The organism is Pigmentiphaga sp. NML080357 (assembly GCF_002188465.1).
Classification (GTDB): domain Bacteria; phylum Pseudomonadota; class Gammaproteobacteria; order Burkholderiales; family Burkholderiaceae_B; genus Pigmentiphaga.
This window is the reverse complement of the sequence record NZ_NINW01000040.1, coordinates 64,596-85,053: the sequence shown is the minus strand read 5'-3', so window position 1 is coordinate 85,053 and position 20,458 is coordinate 64,596. Positions and strand designations below refer to the sequence as shown.

Here is a 20,458-nt window from a genome sequence, read left to right as displayed (position 1 = left end):
GCCCAGCCTACCCTCCGTGCGCGAGCCATGGACTTTGCATTGCGCTATTCCTATCGAAGGAATGTCTTGACGCTCAAGGCGGCCGGCGAAGATATCGTCTTCCCGAAATGCATCGTCCAGATTGCGGCGTTCGAACGCACGCTGGCTGTCCTGATCGAACCCGACCCCCGCCATGGCGCCGAAAACGTCTACGGCATCGGACTCGACGGGACGATCCTGTGGCAGATCGCGCCGCGCTCCTATCCGTCCCAGGCCGGCCCCTACGTGGACCTGGAAGCGCGCGGCAATCATCTCGCGGTATGGAACGCATACGGCACGACCCTGCTCATGCGCCCGGTCACGGGCCGCCTGGTCGACCTGATCGAAGCGGCCGAAGCAGGATGCGGCGGTTCCCGGCCCGACCGGAGTCCTTCCCGGCCGCGGGATGGGGAGCCGCAGCACAGCGGGAATGCCAGCCGTCTCCCCTCCTGACCTTCCGCCGCATGGGCGCCCTCACGCAGGCAGGTCGATGTCCAGCATCAGGTATGACAGGCTTTTGCCGTGCGCGTCGCGTGCCAGCGAAATCGTCACCCCGCCGCCCAGCGCGCCCTGGAGCGGGAAATGGGCATACTCACGCGCAGCGGCCGCTCCCTGTCGGCCGCCGCCGGCAGCTTTCTCGACGTGCTTCGCCGGCAGGTGTGAACGGACGGCGCGCCTGGGAAAATACGCCGGTGACGGCTAGCGCGGACCGGCAGGCCCTGCCTGGACCTTCGCCCTGACCCGGCTGCCCGCTTCCCAGAAGCCGATGCCGGCCACCAGCAGGATGGCATGGGTCCAGGCCAGGCTCACGGCGCGATCGAATACCAGCGGCGCGACGAGCCCCGACACCAGCGCGAACAGCGCCATCTGGACGAACCCCTGCATGGAGGCCGCCAACCCCCGCATCTCGGGGAAGATGCTGAGCGCGATCACCGTCATGCTGGGCGAGGCCAGCGACAGGCCGAAGGTGTAGAGCATGAACGGCAGCACCGCATACGGCACGGCCGGCACGAACAGGCTGGTGTAGACGACGGAAAGCGCCACGCCCAGTCCCATCACGATGAAACCCATGCGCACCATCCGCTCGGCCGGGATGCGGTGCGCGAAGCGGCCCGCCACCGCCGATCCGAGCATGAGGCCGCTCACCATGGGCACGAACAGCCAGCCGAACGCCGTCTCGGGCAGATGCAGGATGTCCATGATGTAGGCGGCCGCCGATCCTACATAAAGCGGCAGGCCGCAGAAGGCCAGCCCGATGCCGGCTGACATCAGCATGAAGCGGGGGCTGGCGATCGAGCGCCGGTAGTTGGCGGTGATGCTGCGCAGGTCGAACGACGTGCGCTTTTCCGGCGGCAGCGTCTCTTGCAGCACGGCGCGGCCGGTGATCCACAGCCCGGCGCCGAACAGCGCCAGGGCCCAGAACACCGAGCGCCACCCCAACGCCGCCTGCAGCCATCCGCCGACCACCGGCGCCAGGGCCGGCGCCACGCCGAACACCATGGTGATCATCGCCATCATGCGCTGGGCTTCGCCTCCATGGAACTTGTCCTGCACGATCGCGCGCGCGATGACCATGCCGGCGCCGGCGCACAAGCCCTGCAGCACACGGACGGCAACGAGCATGCCTATGCTGACCGACAGCGCCGCGAGGACGGAAGTCACGGTGAACAGCACCAGCGACACGAGCATGACCGGCCGGCGGCCGAACGAATCCGACAGCGTGCCGTAGAACAGCGTCATGACGCTCATTCCGGCGATGTAGAGACTCAAGGTCTGCTGGACCGCCATCGGGGAGGCATCCAGGCTCGTTCCGATGGCGTGGAAGGACGGCAGATAGGCATCGATGCCCAGCGGTCCGACCATGGTCAGCAGCGCCAGCACGATGGTCAGGGCATGTCGGGACATGAAGAGACCTGTCGAAAAAGGCCCGATATTCTACCTGTTTTGCCCGGTCAATTAAGGGAAAACCCTCATTCTTCAGCGCAAAAAAACGTAGCGTCACACACGGTTACTCGCCAAAAGGTTATGTTTTGTCTACATAAAGATGCCAGCGGCGGTCCCACGCCGCGGCAAGCGCCGCTCCCTGGCCGGGCGGCAACGCACGAGTCATGCAACGCGCTTTGCGCTCGCGGAAGGCCCATTCCCGGGAGATCCTCATGACCGCCCCTGCAGTCGCCCCTCCGCGCCGGAGGGTCAGCATTCCACTCCTCGTATTCGGCATCGTCCTCATTCTGATCGGCCTGGCGCTCGGCGTCGGCGGCGTGCGCCTGATCTCGCTGGGCGGATCGTGGTACTACCTCATCGCCGGCACGGGCCTCGCCCTCGCCGGCCTGCTCTATGCCCAAGGTTCGCGCGCCGGCGCCTGGTTGTACGGCCTGGTCTTCATCGGCACGTTGCTGTGGTCCTTCTGGGAAGTCGGGCTCGACTTCTGGCAATTGGTGCCGCGCCTGGTCGGCGTCATCGTGCTTGCCTTCGTGGCCGCCCTGCTCCATCCGTTGCTGCGCGTCGAAGGCGAGACAGGCGGCAACGCCGCGGCATTCTCGCTCGCGGCGCTGTTCGCCCTCGTGCTCGTAGGTTTCGGCGTACTCATGTTCCGGCCGCACTTCCCCGTACGTGCGGCGGGCGACCCGCCCACCGCCGTCCCGGCGGCCGCCGCCGGAGGCGACTGGCAATACTACGGCCGCGACCAGGCCGGCACGCGCTACGCGCCTTTCACGCAGATAGACAAGAGCAACGTCGGCAACCTCCAGGTCGCCTGGACCTTCCGTACCGGCGAACCGGCGATCAACGGCGCCGAGGACCAGAACACGCCCATCCAGATCGGCGACACGGTGTACGTCTGCACGCCGCACAACCAGGTTTTCGCACTGAACGCGGAAACCGGCGAACAGCGCTGGAAATTCGATCCCAAGGCCAGTTCGCCCGTCTGGCAACGCTGCCGCGGCGTCGGCTACTACGATGCCGGCGCATCGGCGGGCAGCGCCGCGCCCGATGCCGCATGCCGGCATCGCATCGTGCTGAGCACCATCGACGCCCGCCTGATCGAACTCGACGCGAAGACCGGCCGGCCTTGCGCGGCATTCGGCGACAACGGCACCGTGGACCTGAAAGCGGGCATGGGAGAGGTCAAGCCCGGCTATTACTTCCAGACCTCGGCGCCCACCGTCGCGCGCAACCTCATCATCATAGGAGGTTGGGTCTACGACAACCGGTCGGTGGACGAACCCTCCGGCGCGGTGCGCGCCTTCAGCGCCACCACCGGCGAACTCGTATGGGCCTGGGACCTCGGCAATCCTGACACGACCAGGCTGCCGCCCGAAGGCAAGTCCTACACCCGCGGCACCCCCAACGTCTGGTCCACGCCTGCCTACGACGACAAGCTCGGCCTCCTGTACCTTCCCACGGGCAATGCCCCGCCCGACTTCTGGGGCGCGCACCGCACCAGGGCCGCCGAGGAATACGCCTCGTCCGTCGTCGCCCTGGACATCGAAACCGGCCGCGAACGCTGGAAGTTCCAGACCACCCATCACGACCTGTGGGATTACGACGTGGGCACCCCGCCCACGCTGTACGACCTGCCGGACGGCAAGGGCGGCACGGTGCCGGCACTGATCCAGGGCACCAAGCGCGGCCAGATCTTCCTGCTCGACCGGCGCGACGGCACCCCGCTGGCCGACGTCAAGGAGGTGCCGGTGCCGCAAGGCGCGCAGGAGGGCGACTGGACCTCGCCCACCCAGCCGTATTCGGTCGGCATGCCTGGCATAGGCACCCAGCCCTTCACCGAGGCCAGCATGTGGGGTGCTACCTTCTTCGACCAGCTCTGGTGCCGCATCGAGTTCCGCAAGATGCGCTACGAAGGCGATTTCACTCCCCTCAGGAACGATCGCCGCACGCTGATCTTCCCCGGCTACTACGGCGGCATGAACTGGGGCGGCTTGTCGGTGGTGCCCACTGCCGACTATCTGGTCGTCAACGACATCCGCATGCCGCAGTGGGCGCGCCTCATCCCGCGCGAGGAAACCCCGGACGCCTCCAAGGCGGCCTCGGTCCACGAGGGCTACGCGCCGCAGGAAGGCACGCCCTACGGCATCTCCAAGAACGGCTTCATGTCGCCGCTGGGCGTGCCGTGCCACGCGCCGCCCTACGGCACCATGACGGCGATCGACCTGAAGACGCGCAAGATCGTCTGGCAGGCGCCGATGAGCACCCTGCAGGACACGGGCCCGCTGGGCATCAAGACCGGCCTGCAGATCCCGATCGGCATGCCGACGCTGGGCGGTCCGCTCACCACCGCCTCGGGGCTGATCTTCTACGCCGGGACGCAGGACTACTATCTGCGGGCGCTCGATCTCTATACCGGCAAGGAGTTGTGGAAGGGCCGGCTGCCGGTGGGCGCGCAAGCCACGCCCATGACGTACGTCTCGCCCGAGAGCGGGCGGCAGTTCGTCGTGGTGTCGGCCGGCGGCGCGCGGCAGTCCCCGGACCGGGGCGACTACGTGATCGCATACGCGCTGCCGAAGGGAGGTTGAGCCTGCGAGGGATTTCCGCACGATCGCGCCCGGACGCCCCGCGTTAGACTGCGCTTCTGGAGCGCGGCTCGTCGCCGGGCTTTTTCCGGGCTCGACGCACATGACCCCTTTTCACGGCAAACTCAAGATCCGGCACCTCGAGATCGTTCTGGCGATTGCCGATTCCGGCAACCTTTCGAAGGCGGCCAAGCAGCTGCACAGCACGCAGTCTGCGTTGTCGCGCGCGCTGACAGAGATCGAGGAGCTGCTGGGCGGCCGGCTGTACGAGCGCACGGGCAAGGGCATGATGTGCACGCCGCTGGGCGAAGCCATGTGCCGGCACAGCCGGGTGCTGCTGGGCGACCTGCGCAAGGCCGAGGTGGACCTGGCGGCGGTGGGACGCGGCGAGCAAGGCAGCCTGGTGGTGGGCTGCTTCTCGCTGTTCTCCGGGTGGCCGCTGACCGAGGCGGCGCGGCTGTTCCGCGAACGCCATCCCGACATCGCCCTGACCATCACCATCGGCACCCACGAAGACCTGATCACCGACCTGGACAGCGGTGCGCTCGATATCTTCGTGAGCCGGGCGCGCCCGACGATGAACCGGGACATCTATCGCGCCGACCCCATCATCAGCGATCCCGTCGCGCTCACCTGCGCGACGCATCATCCGCTGGCGCAAGGCCGCGCCACGCTGGCCGACTGCATTGCCTATCCGTGGATCACCGCGATGCCGGGCAGCCGCATCCAGCGCGAACTGGAAACCAATCTCGCGCAGGCCGGACTGCCGCTGCCCGCCACACTGGGCGCGCTGTCGCTCGAATTCGGCCGCGAACTCATACGCGACGGCAGGCACCTGTGGATGCTGCCGGGCTGCGTGGCCGCGGTGATGCAGGCACGCGGCGAGGTATGCGTGCTGCCCGTCGCGCTCGGGCTGCTGCCGGCTCCCATGGCGGCGATATGGCGCAAGGACCGGCACAGCACGCGGTCCATGCGCGCGTTCGCCGACGCGCTGGCGGGCGTGGTGGCCGGCGCGAACCTGTCATTCGGCGAGGAAGCGGCCGGCGGCGGGCTTGCGCTTTCCGCATAGCTTCGCCCGAATCCTTCATACCCGCACGCCGGCCATCGTCACTAAGATTCCTGCTTCCATCCCGAAGAGGAGTCCGCAGGACATGGCCGCCACGGTCGACGTTCGTCTCTCGCAAGGCACGGTGCGCGGCACGCGCGGCCGGGCCGTCAGCCGCTTCGGCGCCATCCCCTATGCGTGTCCGCCGGTAGGCGCGCTGCGTTTCCAACCGCCCCAGCCCGTTCCACCGCGCGGGCTGATCGATGCCACCGCGCCCGGACCGGGCACGATCGCGCCTCAGTTGCCGGCACGCCTGCGCGATGCGATGGGCGACCTGGAAGGCACGCAATCCGAGGACTGCCTGCACCTGACGATCTGGACGCCCGCGGCCGACCGCGCCCGGCGGCCGGTCGTGGTCTGGATACATGGCGGAGCCTGGCAAAGCGGCGCCGGCGCGCTGCCCTGGTATGACGGCGCCCGGCTGGCCGAAGAAGGCGACGTGGTGGTGGTGGCGATCAACTACCGCCTGGGCGCGCCGGGCTGGCTGTGTTTGCCCGGCCTGACCGCCAACCTCGGGCTGCTGGACCAGGAAGCGGCCATCGACTGGGTGGTTCGGCACATCGACGCATTCGGTGGCGATCCCGACCGCATCACGGCCATGGGGCAGTCGGCCGGCGCCACCTGTATCGCCGCGCTCTGCGGACGCAAGCCGCGGTTCCGGCGCGCCATCCTGCAAAGCGGCGCGCTGGGCCGCGGATTCCGCAGCCTGGAAGACGCGCACGCGCTCGGCGCCCTCTTCCTCGAAGCCGCCGGCGCCTCCGATGTCGACACGCTGCGGGGGCTGCCCATGGACAGGCTGCTGGCCGCCCAGCAGGCGCCGGCCCTCCAGGCGGCATTGTCGGCGGGCACCTATGCCGGGCCGCTGTTCACGGTGGTCGCGGACGGCGAGGTGCTGCCGGGCGATGCGAATGCCCGCATGGCGGAATGGGCCGGAGCCTGCGATGTGTTGATAGGCACCACGCGCGACGAGATGGCGGCCTTCCCCGGCTATGGCACCGATGAAGACAGCCGCGCGGCGGGCGAGGCCGTCTTCGGCGCCAGGTCCCGCCTGTGGGCCGGCGACGCCCGCCGGGCGGGCCGCCAGGCCTGGCTGTATCGCGTCGACTTCGCGCCGACCGCGCGCTTCGGCGCCTGCCATTGCATGGAACTGCCCATGGTCTTCGGCACGCTGGACGCCTTCGCTTCCGCGCCGATGCTGGCAGGAGCCGATCCGGGCCGCTTGCGCGACCTCTCCGCCCGCATGCGTGCGGCATGGCTGCGCTTCATCCGCGGCGAAGCGCCCGGCTGGGACGCGGCGCCCGCCATGCAAAGCCTCGATTGATCCCTTCAGAAACAGGATGCCATGTTCATGACTCCCCCTCTCAAGCATGCCCTCCTCGCACTGGCGCTGCTGGCGGCCGGCCCGGCCCTGGCCGCTTACCCCGACAAGCCCGTCAAGATCGTGGTACCCAATACGCCGGGCGGCCCGGTCGACGTCACCATGCGGCTGCTGGCCACCGAATTGTCCAGGAAATGGGGCCAGCCCGTCGTCATCGAGAACAAGGCCGGCGCCTCCGGCATGATCACCGGGGCGGCCGTGGCCGCCTCGCCTCCCGACGGTTACGTGCTCGGCACGATGCTGGCCGCCACGATGACCATCGTGCCCTTCGCCGTGGACAAGATGCCGTACGACCCGCAGAAGGACCTGGCGCCCATCACCACGATCGCCCGCACCCCTTTCATTTTCCTGGTCCCCAAGGACAGTCCGTTCAAGACCTGGCAGGACTTCATCGAGGCCGCCCGGTCGCGCGAGCTGAAGCTGGGCTCCTACTCCATCGGGACGGGCTTTCACCTCGCCTGGGAACAGATCGCGCGGCGGGCCGGCGTGAAGGCCCTCTATGCGCCGTCCTCGTCGGCCGGCAAGACCCAGGGCGACTTGCTGGGCGGCATACTGGACATCTCGTTCGACGCGCCGTCCAGCGCCAAGGGCCTGATCGACAGCGGCCGGCTGCGGGCGCTGGCCATCACCAGCGCGCAGCGCTTCGGCGGCCTGCCCGACGTCCCCACGCTGGACGAATCCGGCCTGAAGGGATTCTCCACCGAACCCTGGTTCAGCCTGATGGCGCGCACGGGCACGCCGGACGAGATCATCGCCAAGATCCAGCGCGACATCGCCGCCATCCTGGCGAGCCCGGCGATGCAGAAGCAGATGGAAATGCTGGGACAGGTGCCGGTGGCCGATACGCCCGCCCAGTTGGCGGAGACGATACGCAAAGACCGCCGGAACATGGAACCGCTGGTCAAGGAACTCGGCATACGCCTGCAGTAAGGCGCGCTGGCCGCATGCGCGCAGGGCGGATGCCCCGCCTCTCCTGGCGGCCGATCCCCGATGGCCGTACCATCACGGCTTTAGCGTCCGTCCAGCCGCATGTCCTCGCCGCAGCTCAACCGCATCCGCCTGCAACACATCCGCTGCCTGCTCGCCACCGCGCAGCACGGCAACATGCGCGCCGCGGCGGAATTCCTGTCCATCACCCAGCCGGCGGTCAGCAAGATCATCAAGGAACTGGAGGAGATCGTCGGCAAGCCGCTGGTCGTGCGCCAACGCCACGGCGTGGCGCTGACCCCGGCCGGCATGGCTTTCGTCCAGCACGCCCGCCAGGGCGTCATGGCGCTGGAGATGGCGCTGGGCGAAGCGCGCGATCCCGAAGGCGACGCGGTCAAGCTGGGTGTGCTGCCGTCGCTGGCCGTGGACCTGCCGCAGGAAATCCTCCACGGCTGGCGCGCGCGGGGGCGGCATGGGCCGGTCCGCATGGAGACCGGCCTCAACCCGGAATTGCTGACCCGCCTGCGCCAGGGAGAACTCGACGTGGTGGTCGGCCGGCTGGCGGAACCCGACCACATGCTCGAACTGCGTTTCGAGCCGCTGTGGAGCGAACCGCTGGTGGTCGCGATGCGGCCGCGGCACCCGCTGGCGCGCACCGAATGGCAGGCGTGGCAGGAACTGGCGCATCCCGTGATCCTGCCCTTGCCCGGAACCAGCATCTACCAGGCCGCCGACAGCTTCCTGGGCCAAATGCGCCCCACTGCCAGCCATGACCGGCTGGAAACCCTGGCCGTCCCGCTGGCCCGCAACCTGGCCCTGCACAGCGACGCCCTGTGGTTCGCCTCGCTCAGCACGGTCAAGCAAGACGTCGAGAACGGCGTGCTGGTGGCGCGACGCGTGCCGGGCGCGGCCACCGAGGCGGTGGGCCTGTTCACCCAGGCGCAGCCCGGCGCCAGCCGCCCGCTGGCCGGAGACATGGCCGACACCGTTCGCGAGGTGGCGGTACGGTGGCGCGCGGCCTGCGAGCATTTGGGCTGGGATCCGGCCTGAACGGCACAGCCGCGTTTAGATATTCCATATAGTTATATCATGACGGCACATTCTTCACTTGTCCGCGCGCACGGCGGTGACTACAGTTGCCCCTGCGAACATTCCCACAAACGGTACAGAGACATGAGCAATCCCCTTCTGCCTCCCTCGACGACCGGCGTATTCGTGCAGCGCGACAGCGATGCCCACCCGCCCGCCTACACCCCCGGCTACAAGACCAGCGTGCTGCGCTCACCCCGCAAGGCCCTGATCTCCAACGTCGGCACGCTGTCCGAGATCACCTCGCCCGTGTTCCGTCCCGAGGAACTCGGACCGAAGGACAACGACCTGATCACCAACTTCGCCAAGGACGGCCTGCCTATCGGCGAACGCGTCATCATCCACGGCTTCCTGCGCGACCAGTTCGGCCGTCCGGTCAAGAACGCCCTGATCGAAGTGTGGCAGGCCAACGCCAGCGGCCGCTACCGCCACAAGAACGACACCTACATCGGCAGCCTGGACCCCAACTTCGGCGGCTGTGGACGCATGCTGACGGACGAGAACGGCTACTACATGTTCCGCACCATCAAGCCCGGCCCCTATCCCTGGCGCAACCGCATCAACGACTGGCGCCCCTCGCACATCCACTTCTCCATCCTGGCCGACGGCTGGGCCCAGCGCCTGATCACGCAGCAGTACTTCGAGGGCGATCCGCTCATCCCGCACTGCCCCATCCTGAAGACCATCAAGAACGAAGAGCAGATCCGCGGCCTCATCGCCATGCAGGACATCGGCAACTTCATCGCGCTGGACAGCCGCTGCTACCGCTTCGACATCACGGTGCGCGGCCGCACCGCCACCTGGTTTGAAAATTGATCGAGGGCAGGACCATGAGCACCCAAATCACCTTTCTTCCTGAAACCGCCTCGCAAACCGGCGGCCCGTACGTGCACATCGGCCTCGCCCCCAAGCAGGCGGGCTTCGACATCTTCGAGAACAACTTCGACAACAACCTGGTCAAGCCCGAGACCAAGGGCGAGCGCATCCGCCTCGAAGGCCAGGTGTACGACGGCAGCGGCACCGTGCTGCGCGACGTGCTCGTCGAGATCTGGCAGGCCAACGCCGCCGGCAAGTACGCCCATCCCGCCGACACGCAGGACAAGCCCATCGATCCGGCTTTCCGCGGCTGGGGCCGCACCGGCGCCGACTTCGACACAGGCTTCTACAGCTTCGAAACGATCAAGCCCGGCCCCGTGCCCGGCGCCAAGCCCGGCACGATGCAGGCTCCGCACATCTGCCTGATCCTGTTCGCGCGCGGCATCAACATCGGCCTGCATACCCGCGTCTACTTCGAGGACGAGAAGGAGGCCAACGCCAAGGATCCCATCATCAACGGCATCGAGTGGGAAATCCGCCGCGACACGCTGATCGCCAAGCGCGAGGAGCGCGACGGCAAGGTGGTCTATCGCTTCGACATCCGTATCCAGGACACGCCCGACGGCGGCAAGGAAACGGTGTTCTTCGACGTCTGACTCCAGCCGTCGCGGAGGGCCCGCGGTGGCGCGGGCCTCGGACGCCCCCGTTCAGGACGCCTCGGCGTCGGGAACGGGGGCGTTTCTTTTGGCCGAAGCGCTACGGCGTTTCCGCGCGGACCAGCCAGTCATGAACGAGATCCGCGATGTCCAGGCTGTTGCGGTCCATCATCAGCATGTGCGAGTTGCCCTCGATGCCCAGCTCCGGCAAGGACAACACGCGCACGTCGCCATGGGCGGCCGCGAAGTCGCGGATGCGGGCGCGCATGCGCGGCCAGCGCGGGTCGGTATCCATGTTGTCACCCATCACGACCAGCGTGGGAACGCGGTAAGGGCGATGCGGCTCCAGCGCGGGGATGCTGGCCGGCTCCAGCGCCACCACGGCCCGCACCAGGTCCGGGCGGGCGTGGGCCGCGCGCAGGCCGAACACGCCCGCTTGCGAATGGCAGACCACGATGGCCGGGCCGGTCTTCTCCAGCAAGGCCAGGTAGCCGGCCAGCACGGCGGCGTCCGTGCTGGTCCAGCGGGGCACCATCTGGCTGACCAGTCCGTCGAAGGCCTCCACCGGGAAGCGGGTGTTCGCATAAGGTTGTGAAGCGCGCCGTCCGGCCTCGCCGGGCTGGCCGATGCGGAAGCGCTCGTAGATGTCCTCGGCGGTCTGGATGACGGGCGCCTCGGGCCAGACCTCGGGCACGCGGGCAAAGCCCGAGCGTCCGCGCTCGACGGCATCGCACAGGTAGCAGTCCCAGCCGCGCCGCAGGAAATAGTGCAGCCATCCCGGCCGGCCGTCCGGGGTCGTCTCCCAGGCCGCTCCCGTCATGCCGCCGCCGTGCCAGAACAGGATGGGCGGACGATCGGGCGCGGGGTCTGCCAGGAAGTACTGCGCGTACATCTGCTCGACCCGATAGCGGCCGTTGGGATCCACCCGCACGGGCTGCCCGCCTTCGGCCATCAGCAATTCGCGCGTTGGCAGGCCCCGCAGTTCGATCTCGCGCCCGCCGACGTGGAAGGCGCCCATGTCGCGCAGCCGCAAGGGGCCGGCGCGCCCGGGCCGGACGTCGCCGGCGGCATGCCGCATGCTCATTCCGCGCGGATCTTGTTGGCCTGGATGATGGCTTTCCACTTCTCGTTCTCGCCTGCGATGAACCGGGCCAGGGCCTGCCGCGACCCCGGCGCGACGTCCACGCCCAGCTGCTGCATGCGCGTCTGCACCTCGGGCGCCTTCAGCGCCGCCACGAAGGCCTGGTTCAGGCGGTCCAGCACCGCGTCGGGCGTGCGCGCCGGCGCCATGATGCCGAACCACGGGGTGATCAGGAAATCCGGAACCCCCGCCTCGGCGAAGGTCGGCACGTCGGGAATGGAAGGCGAACGCTTCTCGCTGGCCACCGCCAGCGCGCGCAGCTTGCCCGAGCGGATGCTGGGCAGCGACGCGGGCAGGTTGTCGAAGTACATGTCGACCTGCCCGCCAAGCAGGTCGGCCGCGACCTGGCCCGCCCCCTTGTACGGAATGTGCGTCAGTTCGATGCCGGCCTTGGTGTTGAGCAGTTCCGTCGCCAGGTGCGCCGAAGTACCGATGCCGGACGAGGCCGAGTTGAGCTTGCCCGGGTGCGCCTTGGCATAGGCGATCAGCTCGGCCACAGACTTGGCCGGCACCTTGGGATTGACGACCAGCACGCTGGGCACGGTGCCGATCATGGCGACCGGAGCGAAGTCCTTCACCACGTCATAAGGCGCCGGCGTATAGAGCGAGGGCGCGACCGCGCAGCCGAACGCGCACATCAGCAGCGTATAGCCGTTGGGTTCGGCGCGCGCCACGGCCTGGCCGCCGATGTTGCCGCTGGCGCCGACCCGGTTCTCGACGATCAGGGGCTGCCCCAGCGTCTTCGACAGGGTCTCGCCCAACACCCGCGCCAGGATGTCCGGCGTCCCGCCGGGAGGATAGGGCACGACCACGGTAATGGGCTTGACGGGAAAATCGGCGGCCGCGACGGTGCCGCATGCAGCCATGGCGGCGATGCCGGTGACCAGCGCCGCGGTCCAGCGGCGCGCGCGCGAATTCAGGGTACGGTTCATGGTGTCTCCAGGATGGGCCTTTGGGCGGCCGGATGCCGCGCACTATAGCCAGCGGCCCCGCTCGCCGGCCAATGCCGGGATCGCAAGACATCCATACCAGAATTGCTATAGTCTTTCCCGACCATGACCACCAGACATACCCCTGCCGACCGCGCGAAACTGCCCAACCTGCGTCGGATGGACATGAACGCGCTCTTGACCTTCGACGCGCTCATGAAGACCCGCAGCGCCACCGCGGCCGCCGCGCTGCTGCACAAGACCCAGCCGGCGATCAGCCGCGAGCTGGCGCGGCTGCGGCGCACGCTGGACGATCCGCTGCTGGTGGTGACGAAAGGCCGCTTCACGCCCACCGAGCGCGCGCTGGAGCTGCATGCCGTCGTGCGCGACGCGCTGGACCGCATCGAGCACGCGCTGAGCCCGCCCGAGGACTTCGATCCCGCCGGGGCCACCGGCACCGTCAACATCGGGACGGGGGCGCACATCGAACTGCTGCTGGGTGCGCCGTTGCTGCAGCGCCTGCGCGCGGCGGCGCCCCGCCTGATCGTCCGCTTCCAGTCCGTGCACGGCGACTTCATTCCAGACGACCTGGATGCGGAACGCATGGACATCGCCATCGGCCTCTTCAGCGAGGTTCCCCGGCGCTTCCATTCCATGCGTTTGTTCGCCGACCGCCGGGTCTGCCTGCTGTCGGCCACGCATCCCATGGCGCGGCGCAAGCGCCTGTCGCTGGACGAGCTGGACCGGCTGCAGTGGTTCGCCTTCGCGCAGATGTATGGGCGGCCCACCAACTTCGACCGGCTGCTCAAGCCGCGCCACCGCGACCTGGCGTTCTCGGCGTACCTGTCGGGCTTCGGCATCACGCCCTACGTGCTGCTTGAGACCGACTACGCCACCACCCTGCCGGCCTGCGTGGCCGAGGTCCACCAGCGGCACTTCCCGCTGGTATCGATCGACCTGCCCGAACCGCTGCGCGATATCGAGTTCTTCATGGTGTGGTCCAAGCGGCAGCACACCTCGCCCCTGCACACCTGGGTGCGGGGCGAGATCCTGCGGGTGCTGGAGGAAAGAACGGGCCGCGCTATTCCAGGAAATTCCCCGCCGCGAAAACGATAGGCGGTGCGTCCGGGTCGAAGCTCACTCCGATCGGGTCGCCGCCGGCCGCCACGATGTCCAGTTGCTGCTTGAACATGCGCCGCAGCAGGACCAAGCCGCGATCGGAGGTCGCCAGGTTCTCTTCCGAATGCCAGGCGATCGGCCCCTGGCTGACCTGGGCCTCGTAATCCCCCGGCATGCGCTGGTGTTCCTCTTCGGTCAGCTCCTCCCACAGCTTGCCGTTCATGCGCGACCGCGAACGCGCGATGTCGCCCGCGCGACGCACCCGGCCCGCGGTGTAGATCCGGAAGCTGGTGTCGTCGATGGGCAGGACCCAGCCCAGCGACTCCACGGTGCCGTAGTGCGCCAGCCGGGGGCTGGGGATCACCCGCAAGGTGGGCAGCGCGGCCTCGCCCACGCGGCGCAGCGTCTTGCCGTCGTCCAGCCGCCGCACCGCCGTGGCGCTGACGCCCGCGTCCGTGTAGTCGAACGTGACCTCGGGCATCACACCCATCTGCGGCACGAACTGCGTCCCGCTGAAACTGGAGTGCAGAATCACGACGTGGAAGGGATCGACGACGTTCTCGAAATGCTGCAGCCAGTTGCAGGGAATGATCTGCGGCCCGCCCCCGCCTATGCTCTGGTCGTTGGCCTCGATGAACTCGCCCTCGGCCAGGTTCTCCAGCGCGGCGTAGCGCGGCAGGACCGGCTTCCGGTCCGGCGGGCCCATGTAGGCGAAAATCAGGCCGTAGCGTTCTTCGACGGGATACCAGGGCTGGCGGATGCGGTCGCGCGACAGGCCGCCCTGCGGCTCGCAGGGCTGGTCGGTGCAATGGCCCTGCACGTCGAACAGCCACCCGTGATAGCAGCAGCGTATGCCGCCCTCCTCGACGCGGCCGTAGTACAACGAGGTGCCGCGATGGGCGCAGTGCGGATACAGCAGTCCGGGCCGCCCCTGGCGGTCGCGGAACAGGATCAGGTCCTCGCCCAGCGCGCGCACCTTGCGCGGCACCTCGCTCGCGTCGGCCGACACGCCGATGGGATGCCAGTAGCGGCGCAGCAGTTCGCCCATGGGCGTGCCCCGGCCGACCTGCGTCAGCGTGGCGTTGTAGGTGGCGGGCTTGCGTTCGTAGGCCGTGCCCGAGTCCGGCGATGTCGTGGTCGTCATGGATCCCGTCCTTGCTTCGTGGGTTCAGTTCTTCAGCGTCACGCCGGCTGCGTCCACCAGTTGCCTGAAGCGGGCGTAGTCGGCGCGTGCATTGGCGGTGAATTCGTCGGGCCCGTTGGCCACCGGCTGGAACCCCAGATCGATGATGCGCTTGCTCACGTCGTCTGCGCGGGTGGCCGCCTGCAGGCTGGACACGAGTTTGTCGCGCACCGCGGGCGGGATGCCGGCCGGCGCGTAGGCGCCTATCCACCCTTCGAGTTCGAAGCCCTTGAGCCCCTGTTCGAGAAACGTGGGAACGGCGGAGAGAATGGGCGCGCGCTGCCGCCCCGGCACGCCCAGGACCTTCATCTTCCCGGCCTGCGACATGTTGCGGGCGGTTCCAGGGTTGGCCCAGGCCAGGTCCAGCCTCCCCGCCTCCATGTCCTGGTGCGCGATGGATTCCGTCTTGTAGGGCACGTGTATCAGGCCCGGCACGGCCTCGCGCTTGAGCAGTTCGCCGAACAGGTGGGCGATCGTTCCCGTTCCCCACGTGCCGTAGGTCAGGCTCGAATGCTTCCTGGCATGCTCGGCGAGCTCGGCCAGGTTCGAGTAGGGCGCCGACGGCGCGGCGACCAGCACCGGCCCCGACCCGATCGCCAGCTGGGACAACGGCTGGAAATCCCGGGACGCGTCGTAGGGCAGCTTGTCGTGCAGGATGGGATTGTTGATGTGCGTGGTCTGCAAGGTGATGAGCAGCGTGTAGCCGTCCGCGGGGGACTTGGCGACCGCATCGGCCGCCAGGATGCCGCTGGCTCCCGGCTTGGGATCCACCACCACCGGCTGCCCCCAGGCCTGCCGCAGTTGTTCGGCATAGGCCCGGGCCAGCAGATCGACCGGACTGCCGCCCGGTCCGTAGGGAATGATGCGCACCGGGCGCGACGGAAAACCGCCCGCGCCCGATGGTTGGGCATGGGCGGCGGCCGCGAGCAGGGCCAGCGAGGCGGCGGCCAGCCCGCGCGCGGCAACGCGAACGGGAACTTGCCAGGCACGGCGGATACAGGACATGGACGTCTCCTCCGGGCCCGGGGAGCGGCGCTGCGCCACGGCCCTTTTATATTCCAAAGCAACGATATTAAAATTATCCTTATATCATTGCACTGTCAACGACATGCCTATCGGCCCGCCCCGCCCGGCCACCCCCTATCATTGGCATTTCGCCTTTCCTGCCCGCACCATGCCCGCCGCCAAGAAGAAGCTCGCATCCTTCAAGACCCTGCCGGCATTCCAGCTGGAGATGCTGGCGGCGCTCGTGGCCAGCCGCAACGAACTGCGGCACCAGCGCCGCTTCGGCCTGCGCAGCGTCGAATGCCACATCCTGGGCATCGTCGGCGCGCAGGCGCCCATTTCGCTGCGCAAGCTGTGCGCCGAACTCGGACTGGACAAGAGCCACGGCAGCCGCCTAGTCGCCAGGCTCGAAGAACGGGGATTGCTCGAACGCTGCGACGATCCGGCCGACAAGCGTTCGTTCTACCTGCTCCTGACGCCCCAGGGCATGGACATGCATGCGCGCATCCACGCCGATGCGGTCGAGCGCAACGCGGAATGGCTGGAGGGGCTGCCCGCCGCCAGACGCGGCGTGTTCATGGATTGCATCGCGCAATTGACGGCCCATTCCCAGGCCATGCTGGCGCAGGAAGAAGCCGCCGCCGGGCAGCCGCCCGCCCCGCGCCAGGACGCCGGGGACACGATCGAGACCCGCGGGCTCCTGCTGGTCGAACGCGCAAAACTGCAACAGCTGCACGAGCAGCTGGCGGAGTTGCTGGGACGCAGCTAGGCACGGCGGCGGCGCGAGGTCTCGCTCGTGCATCGCGCCAGCGTGGCGGTGTCGCCAGCGGCCCGGGCCTTCATGGATTTCTTGCTCTCGCATGAGGGCATCAAGCGCTTGCGCCGGCAGCATGCCCCAGCGGGGTCGCCGCGCTGAAACCGGCGCAATGCGGCCCTACGAGCCGTCGCCGTCGAACCGGGCGAGCAGCCGCGTCAGCAGGGGCTTGATCGCCCGCAATTCTTCCAGGTGTGCCGCCGACAAGTCCTCCAGCAGCTTTTCGGCATGGGGGGTCAGCACCAGGCGGACCTTGCGGCCGTCCTGGGGATCGGCCATCCGTGCCACCAGGCCCATGCGCACCAGCCTGCCCGCCAGTTCGGCGGCCGAATGCGGTTTGATCAGGAGACGCTCGGCGATCTCGCCGACGAACAGCCCATCCCGGCCGGCAGCGCCCTTGATCGCCAACAGCGCCTGGTGCTGCTGCGGCGCGAGACCTATCGCATGCGCGGCGTCTTCACTGAACGCGATGAACCTGCGCAGAGCGAACCGGAATTCCGCCAGCAGCGCATAGTCGGCCGGCGACGGCCGGGGCGCCGCGGCGTGCGAAGAAGGAGCGTTCTTTCTCACGGGGAAGATTCTAATATATATCGTGTTACGATATATATTGCCTTTCAACCCCATTCTTCGTCATGGCTTTCTCCACCCCTTCGTCCCGGCTCGGCGACTTCACCACCGATCGCCGCGTCCTGCTGCTCATGGCCCTGGCAGCGGTGATCGGCCTGGGCGGCGTCGGCGCCGCCTGGCTGCTGCTGCGGCTGATCACACTCTGCACCAACCTCGCCTACTACGGCCGGCTATCGCTCGAGGACCTGCCCATCGCCGGCACGCCGCTGGGCTGGACCGCCGTGCTGGTGCCCGTGGCGGGCTGCCTCATCATCGGCTTCATGGCCAGGTACGGCTCGGAGAAGATCCGCGGCCATGGCATCCCCGAAGCCATGGAGGCCATCCTGATCGGCCGCAGCCGCATCCAGCCCAAGGTGGCCGTGCTCAAGCCCCTGTCGTCGGCGGTGTCGATCGGCACCGGCGGCCCGTTCGGCGCCGAAGGCCCCATCATCATGACGGGCGGCGCCATCGGCTCCTTGCTCGCGCAGATGGTCCACATGAGTTCGGCCGAACGCAAGACCTTGCTGGTGGCGGGCGCGGCGGCGGGCATGACGGCCATCTTCGGCACGCCCGTCGCCGCGCTGCTGCTGGCCGTGGAGTTGCTGCTCTTCGAATGGAAGCCGCGCAGTTTCCTGCCCGTGGCGGTAGCCGCGGTCGTCGCGGCGGCGGTCCGGCCGCTGCTGATGGACGCAGCGCCGTTGTTCCCCTACGCCGGCACGGTCGACGTCTCGGCCGCGCATGTGCTGGCCTTCGCCGCGCTGGGCATCGTCGCCGGACTGGGATCGGGCGTGCTGACGACGCTGGTCTACGCCGCCGAGGACGGTTTCGCCAAACTCCCCATCCACTGGATGTGGTGGCCTGCGCTGGGCGGGCTGGTCATCGGGCTGGGCGGATTGATCGAACCGGCGGCGCTGGGCGTGGGCTATGACAACATCCGGCACCTGCTGGCCGGCGACCTGGCCCTGCACGCCGTGCTGCTCCTGCTGGCGGTCAAGGTCGTGATCTGGGCGGTGGCCCTGGGCTCGGGCGCCTCGGGCGGCGTGCTGGCCCCGCTGCTGATCTTCGGCGGCGCGCTGGGCGCGCTGGCGACGCCCGTCATGCCGGATGCCGCGCCGGGTTTCTGGGCGCTGCTCGGCATGGCGGCCATGATGGGCGGCACCATGCGCGCGCCTCTTACAGCGACGCTCTTTGCCGTGGAACTGACCGGCAATTTCGGGGTGATGGTGCCGGTACTCACGGCCTGCGCCTTCGCCTATGGGGTGACGGTGCTGCTGCTCAAACGCTCCATCCTGACCGAGAAGATCGCCCGCCGGGGCCATCACGTAACGCGCGAATATCACGTCGATCCGTTCGACCTGGTGCGCGTCGCGGACTTGATGACGCGTCCGGTGGAAGCGCTGCCCGCGTCGATGACGGTAGCGCAGGTCGTGGACCATTTCACCACGCTGGAACGGCGCCACACCAGCTATCCGGTCGTCGATGCGCAGGGCATCGTGGTGGGAGAAGTCACGCGCGCCGACAGCCTGGCCTGGACCGTCGAACAAGGGGATCGCGACAAGACCATGGGCGAGCTTCTGGCGGGCCGGGAACTTCTGGTCGGTTATCCGGACGAACTCGCCAGCCAGTTGGCCGACCGCATGGCGCTCGCCGGCGTGGGACGGGTACCCATCGTCGACCGCGCCGACGGAAAGCTGCTGGGCCTGGTCGGCAGGAAGGACCTGCTGCGGCTGCGGGCGCTGCGGCTGGCCGAAGAACGCGAGCGCGTGGCCTACTTCCGCTGGAACGCGGAAACCGGGCGCAAAACCACCCACCCCAACATCCAATAAGACATGTCGATCATCAAAATGGCGGCCGCGGCGCTTGCCAGCGCCCTGTGCCTGGCTGCCGCGCAAGCCCAGCCCGTCCCCCCTCCCGCCCTCTCCGCCCGTGCCTGGCTGCTGCTCGACGCCACCAGCGGCCAGGTGCTGGGAGCCCATGACCCGGACAAACGCATCGAGCCCGCTTCGCTCGCCAAGATGATGACGGCCTACCTGGTGTTCCAGGCGCTGCAGGACCGCCGTCTCACGCCCGACCGCCAGGTCCTGGTTTCCACGCGCGCCTGGCGGGTGGCGCCCGGCAGCTCAAAGATGTTCCTCGAGCCCGGCAAGCGGGTCACCATCGACGAATTGCTGTACGGCTTGCTCGTGCAATCGGGCAACGACGCCGCCATCGCGCTGGCCGAGGCCGTGGCGGGTTCGGTCGAGGCCTTCGTCGCGCGCATGAACGAAGAGGCCGGCGAGATCGGCCTGACCTCGACCCACTTCACCAATCCTCACGGATTGCCCGATCCCGGCACCTACTCCACCGCGCGCGACCTCTCCATCCTCGCGGCCCGTATCATGCGCGACTTTCCCGCGCTGGCCGGCACCTACGACGCTACCAAGCAATACACCTACAACCGCATCACCCAGCCCAATCGCAATCGGCTGCTCTGGCTCGACGCCAGCGTGGATGGAATGAAGACGGGCCATACGGAATCGGCCGGGTACAGCCTCGTGGCCACGGCGCGGCGCGCCAGCGGCAACGTCCCGCAGCGGCGGCTGATCTCGGTCGTGATCGGCACGGCCTCCGACCGCGTGCGAACCGAGGAGAGCCGGACCTTGCTCGAATGGGGTTTCCGCAGCTTCGAAACGATCAAGCTCTATGGAAGCGGGGAGTCCGTGGGCAGCGAGCCCGTCTGGAAAGGCCAGCGCAACACGGTGCCTATCGGATTCGACCACGATACTTATGTGACCGTCCCCGTGGGAGCTCGAGTGGAGCGGACCATCGAGCGGGCCTCGCCGTTGATCGCGCCCGTGGCTGCCCATCAGAAGGTGGGGCAACTGGAGGTGCGCGTGAACGGCGAACCCGCGAGGCACGTACCCCTGGTGGCGCTGCAGCCCGTGGCAGAAGCCGGCTGGTTCGGCCGCACCTGGGACGGACTGCGCTTGTGGCTGCGGCACGTGGGCCGGTGATCGCCGCTGGACGGCCTTGCCTGGCGTAGCACGGACTTCGCTCTTCCGCAGTAACACAAGGTCACCTGCCCGCCCTCGGCCACGTGACTTGGTCACATAGAATCGACCTCCTGCGGTCGTCGGCGCGGGCCGGCGAACACCGCATCAGATGGG

General features: G+C 68.3%; 19 protein-coding genes. 13 read left to right on the top strand and 6 right to left on the bottom strand.

Annotation, left to right across the window (positions count from 1 at the left end):
* Positions 1-27 precede the first annotated feature (27 nt).
* On the top strand, positions 28-471 hold the full coding sequence (locus CDO44_RS18620; protein WP_144389549.1) for a hypothetical protein: 444 nt from the start codon (positions 28-30) through the stop codon (positions 469-471).
* A 69-nt stretch (positions 472-540) separates the two neighbouring features.
* Positions 541-681, top strand: a complete 141-nt coding sequence (locus tag CDO44_RS27655) for a hypothetical protein (protein ID WP_158213337.1) — start codon at positions 541-543, stop codon at positions 679-681.
* A gap of 36 nt (positions 682-717) precedes the next feature.
* On the opposite strand, the gene CDO44_RS18610 is transcribed toward CDO44_RS27655, so the two are convergent.
* Positions 718-1,923, bottom strand: coding sequence for a multidrug effflux MFS transporter (locus CDO44_RS18610; RefSeq protein ID WP_087781780.1), 1,206 nt, complete (start codon positions 1,921-1,923; stop codon positions 718-720).
* Between the two features lie 251 nt (positions 1,924-2,174).
* Between CDO44_RS18610 and CDO44_RS18605 the strand changes: the two genes are divergently transcribed.
* The 7 genes from CDO44_RS18605 (at position 2,175) to pcaG (ending at position 10,515) form a co-directional block, all read left to right on the top strand.
* The gene (locus CDO44_RS18605) at positions 2,175-4,547 is read left to right on the top strand and encodes a membrane-bound PQQ-dependent dehydrogenase, glucose/quinate/shikimate family (protein ID WP_087781779.1); all 2,373 of its coding nucleotides are present in this window, start codon (positions 2,175-2,177) and stop codon (positions 4,545-4,547) included.
* A gap of 100 nt (positions 4,548-4,647) precedes the next feature.
* Positions 4,648-5,613 (top strand): LysR family transcriptional regulator, encoded by a 966-nt coding sequence (locus CDO44_RS18600; protein ID WP_087781778.1) that lies wholly within the window; start codon positions 4,648-4,650, stop codon positions 5,611-5,613.
* A gap of 82 nt (positions 5,614-5,695) precedes the next feature.
* Positions 5,696-6,970, top strand: a complete 1,275-nt coding sequence (locus CDO44_RS18595; protein ID WP_087781777.1) for a carboxylesterase/lipase family protein — start codon at positions 5,696-5,698, stop codon at positions 6,968-6,970.
* Positions 6,971-6,997: 27 nt separating this feature from the next.
* A complete protein-coding gene (locus tag CDO44_RS18590) occupies positions 6,998-7,957 on the top strand; it encodes a tripartite tricarboxylate transporter substrate binding protein (RefSeq protein WP_087781797.1) in 960 nt (319 codons plus the stop codon).
* Positions 7,958-8,056: 99 nt separating this feature from the next.
* Entirely contained in the window at positions 8,057-9,004 is a 948-nt protein-coding gene (locus tag CDO44_RS18585) for a LysR substrate-binding domain-containing protein (RefSeq protein ID WP_087781776.1), read from the top strand.
* A gap of 123 nt (positions 9,005-9,127) precedes the next feature.
* The gene (gene pcaH / locus CDO44_RS18580) at positions 9,128-9,859 is read left to right on the top strand and encodes a protocatechuate 3,4-dioxygenase subunit beta (protein WP_087781775.1); all 732 of its coding nucleotides are present in this window, start codon (positions 9,128-9,130) and stop codon (positions 9,857-9,859) included.
* A gap of 14 nt (positions 9,860-9,873) precedes the next feature.
* Complete coding sequence (gene pcaG / locus CDO44_RS18575) at positions 9,874-10,515, top strand: protocatechuate 3,4-dioxygenase subunit alpha (RefSeq protein ID WP_087781774.1); 642 nt, start codon at positions 9,874-9,876, stop codon at positions 10,513-10,515.
* A 100-nt stretch (positions 10,516-10,615) separates the two neighbouring features.
* On the opposite strand, the gene CDO44_RS18570 is transcribed toward pcaG, so the two are convergent.
* Both CDO44_RS18570 and CDO44_RS18565 read right to left on the bottom strand, forming a co-directional pair.
* Positions 10,616-11,593, bottom strand: a complete 978-nt coding sequence (locus tag CDO44_RS18570; RefSeq protein ID WP_087781796.1) for an alpha/beta fold hydrolase — start codon at positions 11,591-11,593, stop codon at positions 10,616-10,618.
* Positions 11,594-11,595: 2 nt separating this feature from the next.
* Positions 11,596-12,588: a tripartite tricarboxylate transporter substrate binding protein gene (locus CDO44_RS18565; protein WP_087781773.1), complete on the bottom strand. Its 993-nt coding sequence runs from the start codon at positions 12,586-12,588 to the stop codon at positions 11,596-11,598.
* Positions 12,589-12,711: 123 nt separating this feature from the next.
* Here CDO44_RS18565 and CDO44_RS18560 point away from each other — a divergent pair, with 123 nt between their 5' ends.
* Positions 12,712-13,701, top strand: coding sequence for a LysR family transcriptional regulator (locus CDO44_RS18560; protein WP_087781772.1), 990 nt, complete (start codon positions 12,712-12,714; stop codon positions 13,699-13,701).
* Here the strand turns inward: CDO44_RS18560 and CDO44_RS18555 are convergent.
* Together CDO44_RS18555 and CDO44_RS18550 are read right to left on the bottom strand one after the other, a co-directional pair.
* On the bottom strand, positions 13,667-14,848 hold the full coding sequence (locus CDO44_RS18555) for an aromatic ring-hydroxylating dioxygenase subunit alpha (RefSeq protein ID WP_087781771.1): 1,182 nt from the start codon (positions 14,846-14,848) through the stop codon (positions 13,667-13,669). The genes CDO44_RS18560 and CDO44_RS18555 overlap by 35 nt on opposite strands.
* A gap of 24 nt (positions 14,849-14,872) precedes the next feature.
* The gene (locus CDO44_RS18550; RefSeq protein ID WP_087781770.1) at positions 14,873-15,892 is read right to left on the bottom strand and encodes a tripartite tricarboxylate transporter substrate binding protein; all 1,020 of its coding nucleotides are present in this window, start codon (positions 15,890-15,892) and stop codon (positions 14,873-14,875) included.
* A 103-nt stretch (positions 15,893-15,995) separates the two neighbouring features.
* Between CDO44_RS18550 and CDO44_RS18545 the strand changes: the two genes are divergently transcribed.
* On the top strand, positions 15,996-16,661 hold the full coding sequence (locus CDO44_RS18545; protein WP_158213336.1) for a MarR family winged helix-turn-helix transcriptional regulator: 666 nt from the start codon (positions 15,996-15,998) through the stop codon (positions 16,659-16,661).
* A 165-nt stretch (positions 16,662-16,826) separates the two neighbouring features.
* Here CDO44_RS18545 and CDO44_RS18540 read toward each other — a convergent pair whose 3' ends face one another.
* Complete coding sequence (locus tag CDO44_RS18540) at positions 16,827-17,276, bottom strand: MarR family winged helix-turn-helix transcriptional regulator (protein WP_233146262.1); 450 nt, start codon at positions 17,274-17,276, stop codon at positions 16,827-16,829.
* A gap of 62 nt (positions 17,277-17,338) precedes the next feature.
* On the opposite strand from CDO44_RS18540, the gene CDO44_RS18535 reads away from it, so the two are divergent.
* Positions 17,339-19,138, top strand: coding sequence for a chloride channel protein (locus CDO44_RS18535; protein ID WP_087781768.1), 1,800 nt, complete (start codon positions 17,339-17,341; stop codon positions 19,136-19,138).
* Positions 19,139-19,141: 3 nt separating this feature from the next.
* Positions 19,142-20,305 (top strand): D-alanyl-D-alanine carboxypeptidase family protein, encoded by a 1,164-nt coding sequence (locus CDO44_RS18530; protein WP_087781767.1) that lies wholly within the window; start codon positions 19,142-19,144, stop codon positions 20,303-20,305.
* Positions 20,306-20,458: the final 153 nt, after the last annotated feature.

Excerpts from the sequence above, each read along its gene's own strand:
- CDO44_RS18565 (WP_087781773.1), bottom strand. The coding sequence starts at position 12,588 with ATGAACCGTACCCTGAATTCGCGCGCGCGCCGCTGGACCGCGGCGCTG.
- CDO44_RS18595 (WP_087781777.1), top strand. The coding sequence starts at position 5,696 with ATGGCCGCCACGGTCGACGTTCGTCTCTCGCAAGGCACGGTGCGCGGC.
- CDO44_RS18570 (WP_087781796.1), bottom strand. The coding sequence starts at position 11,593 with ATGCGGCATGCCGCCGGCGACGTCCGGCCCGGGCGCGCCGGCCCCTTG.
- CDO44_RS18605 (WP_087781779.1), top strand. The coding sequence starts at position 2,175 with ATGACCGCCCCTGCAGTCGCCCCTCCGCGCCGGAGGGTCAGCATTCCA.
- CDO44_RS18610 (WP_087781780.1), bottom strand. The coding sequence starts at position 1,923 with ATGTCCCGACATGCCCTGACCATCGTGCTGGCGCTGCTGACCATGGTC.
- CDO44_RS18600 (WP_087781778.1), top strand. The coding sequence starts at position 4,648 with ATGACCCCTTTTCACGGCAAACTCAAGATCCGGCACCTCGAGATCGTT.
- pcaH (WP_087781775.1), top strand. The coding sequence starts at position 9,128 with ATGAGCAATCCCCTTCTGCCTCCCTCGACGACCGGCGTATTCGTGCAG.
- CDO44_RS18555 (WP_087781771.1), bottom strand. The coding sequence starts at position 14,848 with ATGACGACCACGACATCGCCGGACTCGGGCACGGCCTACGAACGCAAG.
- CDO44_RS18560 (WP_087781772.1), top strand. The coding sequence starts at position 12,712 with ATGACCACCAGACATACCCCTGCCGACCGCGCGAAACTGCCCAACCTG.
- CDO44_RS18620 (WP_144389549.1), top strand. The coding sequence starts at position 28 with ATGGACTTTGCATTGCGCTATTCCTATCGAAGGAATGTCTTGACGCTC.
- CDO44_RS18535 (WP_087781768.1), top strand. The coding sequence starts at position 17,339 with ATGGCTTTCTCCACCCCTTCGTCCCGGCTCGGCGACTTCACCACCGAT.
- pcaG (WP_087781774.1), top strand. The coding sequence starts at position 9,874 with ATGAGCACCCAAATCACCTTTCTTCCTGAAACCGCCTCGCAAACCGGC.
- CDO44_RS18590 (WP_087781797.1), top strand. The coding sequence starts at position 6,998 with ATGACTCCCCCTCTCAAGCATGCCCTCCTCGCACTGGCGCTGCTGGCG.
- CDO44_RS18550 (WP_087781770.1), bottom strand. The coding sequence starts at position 15,892 with ATGTCCTGTATCCGCCGTGCCTGGCAAGTTCCCGTTCGCGTTGCCGCG.
- CDO44_RS18530 (WP_087781767.1), top strand. The coding sequence starts at position 19,142 with ATGTCGATCATCAAAATGGCGGCCGCGGCGCTTGCCAGCGCCCTGTGC.
- CDO44_RS18545 (WP_158213336.1), top strand. The coding sequence starts at position 15,996 with ATGCCTATCGGCCCGCCCCGCCCGGCCACCCCCTATCATTGGCATTTC.
- CDO44_RS18585 (WP_087781776.1), top strand. The coding sequence starts at position 8,057 with ATGTCCTCGCCGCAGCTCAACCGCATCCGCCTGCAACACATCCGCTGC.